This window comes from Bacillus salacetis (assembly GCF_049177075.1).
GTDB lineage: Bacteria > Bacillota > Bacilli > Bacillales > Bacillaceae_B > Rossellomorea > Rossellomorea salacetis_A.
On record NZ_CP185377.1, the window covers coordinates 1,837,214 to 1,847,182 of the forward strand.

The window sequence follows — 9,969 nt, forward strand, 5'->3', positions numbered from 1 at the left end:
AAAAGGTTTTTGAAAATCTTCGGTGCAGGATAGAATGTCACATCGTCACATTAACCTGTCTGATTCATATCGGTTTAATATATGAAGGGAATTCAGCAAAAATTATAAAAAGTTAGTCTTGAATGACAGCAATGTGTATAATTTCACCCTGTCAGCAAAAAGTGATAGAGTGTGTTTAGCAACTAATTAAGCAAATAATAGAAAGGGGCATAATATGATTCGTTTTGGAGTTATTGGAACCAATTGGATTACAGATAGATTCCTGGATGCGGCAGCAAAAGTTGAAGATTTTCAATTGACGGCTGTTTATTCAAGGACGGAAGAGAGAGCTAAGGAATTCGCTGAAAAATATGAGGTGGAACATATCTTTACCGATCTTGATGAAATGGCAGAAAGTGATACACTTGATGCCATTTACATAGCGAGCCCTAACATTCTTCACTCGCAGCATTCCATCATATTTATGAACAAGGGAAAGCATGTCCTTTGTGAAAAACCCGCTGCTACCAATAACGAAGAATGGAAGTCGATGGTGCAGGCATCAAAAGAAAACAATGTACTTTTGATGGAGGCTTTGAAAACGACATTTGTTCCCAGTTTCCAATCCATCAAAGAAAATCTATCCAAAATTGGGAAAGTCAGAAGATTTGTATCAGTGAAAAATCAGTATTCTTCCCGTTATGATTCTTATAGAAGCGGGACAGTTCTTAATGCGTTTAAGCCTGAATTAGGCAATGGATCATTGATGGATATAGGGATCTACTGTATTGTTCCTGTTCTAACGTTATTCGGGACGCCTCAAAGTATTTTTGCACAAGGTATGCTTTTGAGTTCAGGGGCCGATGGTGAAGGGACCATTGTCTTTAAATATGAAGATATGGAAGCGGTAGCTATGTATTCTAAAATCACCAATTCAACCATGCCTTCCGAAATTCAGGGAGAAGATGGAAGTATCATCATTGACAGTATATCGGACCCGAAGAAAGTTGAAATCCAATACAGAGATGGGACAAGCCAGGATATAAGTATGGAGCAGGAAGGAAATGCCATGTATTATGAAATTTGCGAGTTTGTCGGCCTCATTAAAAGAGGAGAAACAGAATCTGCAATGCAGACTTTCCAGCTTTCCACAGATACTATGTCTATCCTCGAAGAAGCACGGAGGCAGATTGGCATTAAATTTCCAAGTGATAATCGATGAATTTGATTACCAGCCACCCTTATTATATAGTCACCAGGAAAATTGAGCATAATGTTCAATCGGCAGATGAAACTGAGCATGAATTACAGCTGTTTGAAGAGAGCATCACTTGTTCAACGAAATCTTTCCTTATGGAAAATGTTTTCGACGTGTCTTACAAACCGCTGAACCAAGAAAAAGGATTTTTATATTTGCATACGCATCAAGGTGTTTTTAGTTTCTATGTTAAAGAAGATCCCGGCCTTTTCATTCAAGCCTATAAGGGATTGAAATAGCCTGCTGATTTCAGGAGTCCTTTATAGGGCTCTTTTTTTTACTCCAATATCTGGCTGATTTAATACATCTGTGAAGAAGGGGTTACGAGTCTGTTAAAATCCCGATAAACAAGCTTATTTTAATCCGATTTTGGAAATACACAGATCAAACAAAGAAATCGGGGGTTTTGGATTTGTTTACACTTAATGATATGTGGATCTTCTTTCTTGCCTTTTTCCTGACGCTGCCTTTAGTCACTTTGATACATGAAGCGGGCCATGTGGCGGCTGCGCGAATTTTCGGTGCCAAAACCAACTTTACACTCGGGACCGGCAAGACACTTTTTACAATAGGGCCGATGGAAGTGAAGAGACTGTACTTCATGGACGGATGGTGTCAATATGACAAACTGAAACTGGACCGTAAATGGGTTCATATACTGATTTATCTTTCAGGCAGTTTATCCAATCTGGTGGTTATCCTGCTGATCAACTATCTGATTTACCAGGGAGTATTACAAGCTCATATATTCTTCTATCAGTTTGTCTATTTTTCAGTATACTTTATCTTTTTCTCTTTATTTCCGTTTAAAACGGGGGAAGGACACCCGAGTGACGGACTTGCTGTCTATGAAGTCCTTAAATACGGAAAAAAAGCTGACCCATTGGACTGATAGTTTAGATTTTCTACTACAGGGAATTGAATGATAAGAAATCTATTGAGGAGGAAACGGCATGAAAAAAATCGTTAAGACCTTGATAAAATGGGGACCAATCGTATACCCAATTTATAAAAAGTATAGAGATAAAAAGCGAAGTGCAAGATCATACTGAATATTATTCTATTAATCTTTAAAGCCCCTTTCGTTCACACGAAAGGGGCTTTAAAGTGATTAATTTGTGAGTTGCCTTATGACCTATGAAGAGAAATTACTTTTTTTCAACCTGCTGTCTAGAACCATATTGCCAAAAGGAACGAATGCTACAAGGACAGAACCAAAGATCCATTTGAAAGCCCAGCGGACCTTGATTGTTGTGTAAGCAATGACCAATAAATACACGATGAAAAAGAACCCATGTAGCGCTCCCACAACCGACACTGCTTCTGGAATCCCAGCCATATATTTAAGCGGCATGGCGATAAATAACAAGATTAGAAGAGAAGCCCCTTCAATGAAACCCATCAGCCTGAATCTGCCTATATCTGTTTTCCACATAAAATTTCCTCCAATAATCTTATTCTATCTGTTCATTATAGTATAGATGCTGAAAGAATACATTTGAATTCCAATGATTTCAACAAAATTTCACCTTAGGAGGAAAGCGGGATTTTCTCTCATAATTAACCGGGTTAGGGCATGAAGAACCTTATTATATGTTAAAATTTTGATAGATTACATATCTGCAGGAGGAACTAATTTGGCTAAACCAATCTTTGTAAAACATTCAATGGATTGTGAAATGGAAAAACTGTGGGAGCATACCCAAAATCCCGACCTGCATAGTGAATGGGATTTACGGTTTACAGAAATCACCTACCTTCCCCGCGAGGAAGGAGAACCACAGCGTTTTCGTTATAAAACGAACATAGGATTTGGATTGTCCATTTCAGGGACAGGTGAAACAGCAGGAGAAATTCATAAAAGAACAGGTGAAAGAGTGTCATCATTAAAGTTTTGGACGAAACACCCCCTTTCTTTAATTAAAGAAGGAAGAGGATATTGGAAATATACACCTGCAGGGAAGGAAATCAGTTTTGAGACACAGTATGACTATGATACCAATTTTGGAAAGGCAGGGGCTTTTGCAGATTCATACCTGTTCCGGCCTCTGATCGGCTGGGCTACGGCCTGGAGTTTTGACCTGTTGAAATTATGGCTTGAAAAAGGGCATCATCCGCAGCTGGTCATAAAGAAAACAGTTACATACTGGTTGATCAGTCTAGTATTTTTTGTCGTATGGCTCTATCAGGGACTGGTACCTAAACTGATATTCAATCATCCAGAGGAGATATCGATGCTGACAGCCCTTATAGGGGATGGGCTGGATGCCGTCTTGCTTTTAAAAATAATCGGCCTTCTTGAAATGGCGTTTGCATTTGTCTGGATTCTACCCTTTTCTAAAAAGCGGCTCTTTGCTGTTCATGGAGTCATTCTAGTAGGATTGACCGTTTCGGCAGTGTCAGCCAATCCTGAATCCGCCTTTCATCCTTTCAATCCTCTTACATTCAATTTGACTTTAATAGGACTTTCAATAGCAGGTTTTTTGAACAGCAGCTGTCTTCCCTCTGCAAAGCATTGTAAAAGGAGCAGGAAGGAGCGATGATTATGCAATCCATTTATGAAAAAGCGATGGGCACTGATTTTCAGAAGCTTCATCCCTTACTGCAGGAAAGGTACCGCCTCATTGAAGGTAAGAGATTCATTGGTGAAGGGATAATGAAGGAGATTTCAGGAGGACATCGTTTTCTGAAACCACTTTTTCATATCGGTACTAAATTCAACTTATTTTTTCCGGAGAGAGGTAATGATGTACCGTTTAAGATTGAGAACCTTGTGAGAGAACGGGGCGGGAAGGAAATCGTTGAATGGAATCGTTCCTTTTATATCAGAAAGAAACTGAGGAAATTCAATGCCATCATGTTCTTGGAAAATGGGGAAGTAATCGATTATTTTGGTGAGCCCGCAGTCCTGGTATCATCTTTGGATTTTGGAGCTGATTCCCACGGTTGTATGCACATTTCGTCCAGGAAGCAGTGGCTGAGAGTGGGGGTATTCCGAGTGCCGCTTCCAAGGTTCCTTTATGGCACTGCTTCCATCAAGGAGTCGTATGATGAGGAACAATCTCTGTTCCGAATCGAAGTAAGTGTGAAGAACCCCCTTTTGGGACAGTTGTTTTTTTATGAAGGTACTTTCCGAGAAAGAAGTGAGATAAATGATGATTAACCTTACAGCGGGTATACTCAGCCTCCTGCTGTTTCTTTTGAGTGAAAAAGATTCTTTCTTTTTAGTGGAAGCTCTTCTTCTGTTTGCAGTCGGGGTACTGATTCCTCTTTGTTTCCCTTTGATCAACGATGTAGACAGAAATGGTAAGCGGCAGCCGACGATGGTATTGATTCGCAGGCTTTATTTTATTGCCCCCCTATCTGTAGCTGCGGCATTTCTTTTGGATATCGAAGGGTTATATCTGATTTGGGTTCTTTTCACACTGTTACTGGCAGCGGCCGCCGTTTTAAGGGTTTTGGAACGCGGTGTCCAGATTATTGAAGAGACTGCAATAGATACAGCCTTTTTGTATCTGCCCTTGGGGAGCCTTTGGCTGCTCGCTTATGGAATGAAGTTTGATGTTTTGGGCTTTTCAGGACTGATCGTTTTGCTGACAGCCATCCATTTTCATTATTCTGCTTTCGCCATCCCATTGTTTACAGGAATGCTGAAAAGAAGGACCACCAGCTTCCAAACGCTGCATAATTCGATAGCGGTAATCGTTATAGCCTCGCCTATGACCATCGCATTGGGAATAACCTATTCAGATTTTTTGGAGTTCACCTCAGTTCTTATTTATACAGTGGCGATTTATTTGTATGCTTTCTTGGTCTTTAAATACAAATGGAAATCCTATGCTGGTAAAATTCCAGTCATTTTATCATCGGTTATCTTAATATCTACCATCAGCTTCTCCCTTGTTTATTCATTTGGAGCGGTGACACCTTTCAGTACTCTGACAATCTCTGAAATGATTTATATCCATGGTTTGACGAATGCAATAGGTGTAACACTGTTAGGATTGATTGGCTGGAATATAGAAAGGCCAACCCCGCCTTATAATCATCTTGGCAAGCCCTTCAGTTTGATAAGAGGGGGGGAGGTGATTGGATTTAACTTCCTCTCCAATAACGGACTTTTAAGTGAAAAGAAATATCAAGGGCTGACAGACAGGATGAGTGTATACAAATCTGAACATTTTGTTCCAAGTGAACTTCATCCTCTTATTGCAGATTTCTATGAAAATACGAATGACTATCAGTTAAAAGCGGTTATTAAATGGAAAAAGTGGTTTTATCCACTGGCAGCAGTTTATGAATGGATCAGCAGGCGAACAGGGCAGATTCATTTGGGAAGAGGGGGGAAAGAAGAATCGATGTATGGGGATCTCATTGGAGTGAAAGCTCTATCTGACGGAAGGCCGGAAGTCAGGGCTTGGAGAAGGACGAATGAAAAAGGGGAACCTGTCTTCCTGGCACTGTATTCTCACCATCGGTCCATGGGAGAAACCTATATGAACATTGCTCTGCCATTGCCTTTTTCTTCAATGACGGGAATATTAAAAGCCCGAAACCGCGGCAATGGACTGCTTTTGACAAGCAGGTTGAGGAGCAGCAAGTGTGGAGATGAAGGAATTTATATATCCTTCTGCAGCATTCACATTAGATTGCCCTTGACGGAAAGCTTTCTATTGAATGAAACATCTGAAAGTACACTGGCTGCCCATCATCAAATGTGGATTTTCGGAGTACCTTTCCTGGAAATTACTTATCATATCAGGAAAACATCTTTATAATTGCTAAAATTTTTGAAGCTTTATAAAATGGAAGTATCTTTATATAGAGGTGAACGCCCTGATGCCGGAAATTAAAAATCAACAGCTTTTTGAATATATCATCGACAATGCTTCCAGGATGACAGACGCCTGGCTCGATTCGCGAGGAGATACAATCGGTGGTTATTCTATCTATGCTAAGAATACCTCAGCAGAAGTTGAGAGCAAACTCAGGAACCAAAATCATGAGTTTATTGAAAGTATTGCCCATGTATTCATCTGCAAAGATAATTTTGCGGAAAAAGGGAATCAGTGGGCAGAAAAAATCGCTGAAGAAAGAGTCGAATTAGGGACATCTATTTATGAGGTCGTTCAGCAGTTCAGTATCTTTCGCAGAATCCTCTGGACATTTATAGAAAAGTTCATACAGAAAAATGAACCAGAGATTTCAAAAGTAATGGAATGGAGTCAAGAATTGAATTCAGGCTTTGATACAGTCATTGAAAAATTCACTGAACTTTATCATTTAAAAATGAAGGAATCTCTATCAAAGCAGGAAAATCTAATTAGATCCATTGTTTCCCCTGTCATTCCTGTCACTGAGAATGTTGCCATATTTCCCTTGCTTGGCAATCTGAATATCACCATTGCGGAAGGGCTGGCTGAATCCGTTTTGCAGCAATGTTCAAAGTATCATATAACAAAGTTGTTCATTGATATTTCTGGTGTAGGAACGATTGATACAATGATCGCCAATCAAATTTTTCAAATGATCTCCACCCTGAAATTGATTGGAGTAGAAGCCTACCTTTCAGGTATCCGCCCTGAATTAGCGATGACGGCTGTACACCTGGGAATCGATTTCAAAGAATATCCTTCATACAGCAGTTTAAAGCAGGCGCTGAAAGAGAATGGGTTTCATGTGGAAAATGTATTAGCAAAATAGAAAACAGGCTGTTGGCAGAACAGCCTGTTTTCTTATTGAATGGATGACTAACAGCAAAAATCATAAGGATGAAAAGGGGGATCTGCCTTCCAGCACCATTCAGGCTCCAGGTAAGGGTCTCCCCAGTACCATGCTCCAAGGGCTGCAGCACATGAATCTATGGCGTGAGTGGTTTCCTTTACCTCTTCCGGAAGAGTGTTCAGATCCGTGGATTGTAAAAAATGATAGATGGCCATCAAGGAGTCCTTTTCTTTTTTGTAACGGAGAAGGTCCGGAAGCAAATCATTAGGGATACGTGCCCCCATTACCGCACCTGGATGCACCTCAACGATCTTCACCGGTTTAATCGTTTTCATGGACTCAATTGACCTCGTCAAGGAGATTCCCCTTAATGTGAGATAGGCCATCCTGTTCATGGTCGGGGACATGATAGAGGATGGCTTCATCCCAAGCTTTGAGATATAAGACCTCAGATTTTCATCCGATTTCCTGTCCCCGCCCCCATCTTGGTAGGACAAAGGTGAATCGATACCAATGAATACTGAGTGATTTTCCGCTTCTTTTTGAATCCTGGAAAGGATCGCTTCGTCAGTTGCCCCGGATATCAACTGCCTTAATTTCAATGTCCCATCTACTTTTTCAAAAATGGAAATGACAGTATCTTTTGGATTGGAAGGACCTGATAAATCTATTCCGATGACAATCATAATTACACCTGCTTTCATTTATAGTCATAGCACTTCAAAAGAGCTTATTGTTTGTTCGTCATTTGGTAACACTCTACCCATATTCTCCGTGTTATAAAGCAGGTTTTTTTGGGTAGTAGCCGATGTGTTTTCAGGCAAAAAAAAAATCCGCCTTAAAGTAAGACGGATAGATTCAGCAACACAGCTGCGGGAATGGGTTTCAGCTCCCGCAGGTACTTAAGAGTAATGGAATTGAACTTTTCGGGCTGATCGATATTGCAGACATGCCCGGAATCTTTTATGGTGTGAAGGTCTAACTCTTTTTGTTTTTCCACCAGCTGCTTGACAGGTGTTAAAAATAGATGGTCTTCTTCACCCATGACAAACAAGGTCGGAATTCCCTTGGAATCCAATTGCAAGTTTTTTAGATAAGGGTTGATTGATTTCGTAAGGCCGAACCAGCGGATAAATTCCTTCTGGCACATCTTCCTCGCTTGTTTGACGAATGTATACCTTGATTCCACATGGGTGGAGCGGGGCATGATAATCCAGGCAAACAGCTTGTACAGCCACATATATGGAAGAATGAATTTAAACGCATTTCCTATGGCGAGGAGAAATTTGGTCCGCAAGTTCAACTGAATGACAGCTCCCGCTAAAATCATGGAAGCCATCCGCCCGGAATGTCTCTTGGCAATGGTCTGTACGACGATGGTACCTAGTGAAATACCGATAAAATGGGAAGTGCTGATTTTAAGGTGGTCAAGAACATCAATTACTTCCTCGCCTACATGCAAAAAGGAGTCTCCCTTTTTCCAAGTAGCTTTGGAACTGCCATGACCTCTTAAATCTATTAACAAGATATTAAATTCTTTTCTGAAATCTTTCATTTGCTTAAACCAAATGCTGGAGCTGCCTCCCGCTCCATGTATAAAAGTCACCCACGGAGAAGAGGGGTCTTTGATATAGGTCTTATAGTGTAACATCTATATGCAACCTCACAATCAATGATGCAAGCAGTTAAGAAGATTAATAGATTGAGTAAAATCCATTTCATTAACAGCTATTCTCAGAAGTATATTAAAGCGATTTCAATTATAACCTATAATAGATAATATATCACCAATTGACAGGAGGAAAACATAAGAAAAGACCGCCCTCACCCTTTAACGAATTAACGTAACGGGGGACAGTCCCTCAATGCGGTGAAGCGTTGAAGAATTTATTCTTTGAAATAATCGTTGAATTTCTTGGGGTCTCTCTGGTTTTCTTTTTGGAAGTATGGGTTTTCTTCCTCGACATTTTCCGGATCCAGATTGGTTTTGATCACTAGGGAAGGATCCGATGGCATTGAAGCAATCATCCGGTCATCCAAGCTGTCAAAATCAGGGTTCTGCGGCTTTTTATCTTTTTCCATGAACTATCACCTCCATTAATATAATGGAAGAGATGGCAGGAAATTATGTAAGAGTGAGCCTCCATGAACCATTTTAAACAAAAAAACTGACTTGGCTTAGCCAAGTCAGAAAAAACGAGGGGGTCTAAAGTCTTCTACAAACCTTCCTCTATAATGTACACCGATTTTTTGGGTAAGCCAATTTCTCTATTTGCTGCTGACCCTATATTTCGTGCATTTAATAAGAATAAAGCTTTGGAAATGGGATGATTTTATAAAAATCAATAACTTTAAGCATAATTTCAATGAAAGTGCATGCCGCATGGGGAGCGAGGTACATCAAAAGGCGAAAATCCCAGAATGATGCAAGCCGCTCAAAGAATCGGGACAAAACTTGGTTTATTGAGCATGTATAGCGAGAATAGAGTGGAAAGAACCGCGTATTTACATGGTATGATATAAGGTAAGGGAAAGGGGAGCTTCAGTATGAATGGAATTATTTTGTTCGATGGTGTGTGCAATCTCTGTAACAACATCGTCCAATTCGTCATTAAACGGGACAAGGATGCTTATTTTCAGTTTGCATCCCAGCAAAGTCCTGAAGGGCAAGCGTTAATGGAGAAGTATCAGATTGACCCTCAAACTGACTCCTTTATTTTGATTGAAAAAGGGAGAGCATATATGAAATCAACAGCTGCCTTAAGGGTATCGAGGAACCTTGATGGTACATGGAAGGTGTTCTATGCGGGTATGGTGATTCCCAAGGGTTTAAGAGACCCTATCTATGATTACATAGCCAGGAACCGATATAAATGGTTTGGAAAAAGGGACAGCTGTATGCTCCCGGGGCCTGACATGAAAAAAAGGTTCATTGAATAATCAAATTCCTGAATCTTTTTCAGGATTGCCTCGTATGTAATGAGGAAACAAGTTAATAGCAGGAGGAG

At 40.3% G+C, this 9,969-nt stretch carries 12 protein-coding genes; 8 read left to right on the forward strand and 4 right to left on the reverse strand.

What is annotated here, in order from left to right:
- Window positions 1-214: 214 nt before the first annotated feature.
- The 3 genes from ACOJQI_RS09335 to ACOJQI_RS09345 all read left to right on the forward strand — a co-directional run bounded on the left by ACOJQI_RS09335 (window position 215) and on the right by ACOJQI_RS09345 (window position 2,129).
- Window positions 215-1,201: a Gfo/Idh/MocA family protein gene (locus tag ACOJQI_RS09335; protein ID WP_421384953.1), complete on the forward strand. Its 987-nt coding sequence runs from the start codon at window positions 215-217 to the stop codon at window positions 1,199-1,201.
- Window positions 1,198-1,476, forward strand: a complete 279-nt coding sequence (locus tag ACOJQI_RS09340; RefSeq protein ID WP_421384954.1) for a hypothetical protein — start codon at window positions 1,198-1,200, stop codon at window positions 1,474-1,476. Before ACOJQI_RS09335 ends, ACOJQI_RS09340 begins: the two co-directional genes overlap by 4 nt.
- A gap of 173 nt (window positions 1,477-1,649) precedes the next feature.
- Window positions 1,650-2,129 carry a site-2 protease family protein gene (locus tag ACOJQI_RS09345; RefSeq protein ID WP_421384955.1) on the forward strand — a complete coding sequence of 160 codons (480 nt, stop codon included), beginning with the start codon at window positions 1,650-1,652 and terminating at the stop codon, window positions 2,127-2,129.
- 243 nt (window positions 2,130-2,372) lie between these two features.
- Here ACOJQI_RS09345 and ACOJQI_RS09350 read toward each other — a convergent pair whose 3' ends face one another.
- Window positions 2,373-2,672 (reverse strand): DUF3817 domain-containing protein, encoded by a 300-nt coding sequence (locus ACOJQI_RS09350; RefSeq protein WP_421384956.1) that lies wholly within the window; start codon window positions 2,670-2,672, stop codon window positions 2,373-2,375.
- A 232-nt stretch (window positions 2,673-2,904) separates the two neighbouring features.
- Between ACOJQI_RS09350 and ACOJQI_RS09355 the strand changes: the two genes are divergently transcribed.
- The 4 genes from ACOJQI_RS09355 (at window position 2,905) to ACOJQI_RS09370 (ending at window position 6,940) form a co-directional block, all read left to right on the forward strand.
- On the forward strand, window positions 2,905-3,780 hold the full coding sequence (locus ACOJQI_RS09355) for a DoxX-like family protein (protein ID WP_421385437.1): 876 nt from the start codon (window positions 2,905-2,907) through the stop codon (window positions 3,778-3,780).
- A gap of 2 nt (window positions 3,781-3,782) precedes the next feature.
- Complete coding sequence (locus ACOJQI_RS09360) at window positions 3,783-4,400, forward strand: DUF4166 domain-containing protein (protein ID WP_421384957.1); 618 nt, start codon at window positions 3,783-3,785, stop codon at window positions 4,398-4,400.
- Window positions 4,390-6,015: a YndJ family protein gene (locus ACOJQI_RS09365; RefSeq protein ID WP_421384958.1), complete on the forward strand. Its 1,626-nt coding sequence runs from the start codon at window positions 4,390-4,392 to the stop codon at window positions 6,013-6,015. Before ACOJQI_RS09360 ends, ACOJQI_RS09365 begins: the two co-directional genes overlap by 11 nt.
- A gap of 61 nt (window positions 6,016-6,076) precedes the next feature.
- Window positions 6,077-6,940 carry an STAS domain-containing protein gene (locus ACOJQI_RS09370; RefSeq protein WP_421384959.1) on the forward strand — a complete coding sequence of 288 codons (864 nt, stop codon included), beginning with the start codon at window positions 6,077-6,079 and terminating at the stop codon, window positions 6,938-6,940.
- A 47-nt stretch (window positions 6,941-6,987) separates the two neighbouring features.
- On the opposite strand, the gene ACOJQI_RS09375 is transcribed toward ACOJQI_RS09370, so the two are convergent.
- The 3 genes from ACOJQI_RS09375 to ACOJQI_RS09385 form a co-directional block, all read right to left on the reverse strand.
- Window positions 6,988-7,647, reverse strand: a complete 660-nt coding sequence (locus ACOJQI_RS09375) for a DUF429 domain-containing protein (protein ID WP_421384960.1) — start codon at window positions 7,645-7,647, stop codon at window positions 6,988-6,990.
- Window positions 7,648-7,799: 152 nt separating this feature from the next.
- Window positions 7,800-8,612 (reverse strand): alpha/beta fold hydrolase, encoded by an 813-nt coding sequence (locus ACOJQI_RS09380; RefSeq protein WP_421384961.1) that lies wholly within the window; start codon window positions 8,610-8,612, stop codon window positions 7,800-7,802.
- Between the two features lie 236 nt (window positions 8,613-8,848).
- Window positions 8,849-9,043 (reverse strand): hypothetical protein, encoded by a 195-nt coding sequence (locus ACOJQI_RS09385; RefSeq protein WP_421384962.1) that lies wholly within the window; start codon window positions 9,041-9,043, stop codon window positions 8,849-8,851.
- 465 nt (window positions 9,044-9,508) lie between these two features.
- Between ACOJQI_RS09385 and ACOJQI_RS09390 the strand changes: the two genes are divergently transcribed.
- Window positions 9,509-9,901, forward strand: a complete 393-nt coding sequence (locus ACOJQI_RS09390) for a thiol-disulfide oxidoreductase DCC family protein (RefSeq protein WP_421384963.1) — start codon at window positions 9,509-9,511, stop codon at window positions 9,899-9,901.
- The last annotated feature ends 68 nt before the right edge of the window (window positions 9,902-9,969 follow it).

Coding starts and splice junctions, on each gene's coding strand:
- ACOJQI_RS09335 (WP_421384953.1), top strand. CDS start 215: ATGATTCGTTTTGGAGTTATTGGAACCAATTGGATTACAGATAGATTC.
- ACOJQI_RS09355 (WP_421385437.1), top strand. CDS start 2,905: ATGGATTGTGAAATGGAAAAACTGTGGGAGCATACCCAAAATCCCGAC.
- ACOJQI_RS09340 (WP_421384954.1), top strand. CDS start 1,198: ATGAATTTGATTACCAGCCACCCTTATTATATAGTCACCAGGAAAATT.
- ACOJQI_RS09385 (WP_421384962.1), bottom strand. CDS start 9,043: ATGGAAAAAGATAAAAAGCCGCAGAACCCTGATTTTGACAGCTTGGAT.
- ACOJQI_RS09360 (WP_421384957.1), top strand. CDS start 3,783: ATGCAATCCATTTATGAAAAAGCGATGGGCACTGATTTTCAGAAGCTT.
- ACOJQI_RS09390 (WP_421384963.1), top strand. CDS start 9,509: ATGAATGGAATTATTTTGTTCGATGGTGTGTGCAATCTCTGTAACAAC.
- ACOJQI_RS09380 (WP_421384961.1), bottom strand. CDS start 8,612: ATGTTACACTATAAGACCTATATCAAAGACCCCTCTTCTCCGTGGGTG.
- ACOJQI_RS09365 (WP_421384958.1), top strand. CDS start 4,390: ATGATGATTAACCTTACAGCGGGTATACTCAGCCTCCTGCTGTTTCTT.
- ACOJQI_RS09370 (WP_421384959.1), top strand. CDS start 6,077: ATGCCGGAAATTAAAAATCAACAGCTTTTTGAATATATCATCGACAAT.
- ACOJQI_RS09375 (WP_421384960.1), bottom strand. CDS start 7,647: ATGATTGTCATCGGAATAGATTTATCAGGTCCTTCCAATCCAAAAGAT.
- ACOJQI_RS09350 (WP_421384956.1), bottom strand. CDS start 2,672: ATGTGGAAAACAGATATAGGCAGATTCAGGCTGATGGGTTTCATTGAA.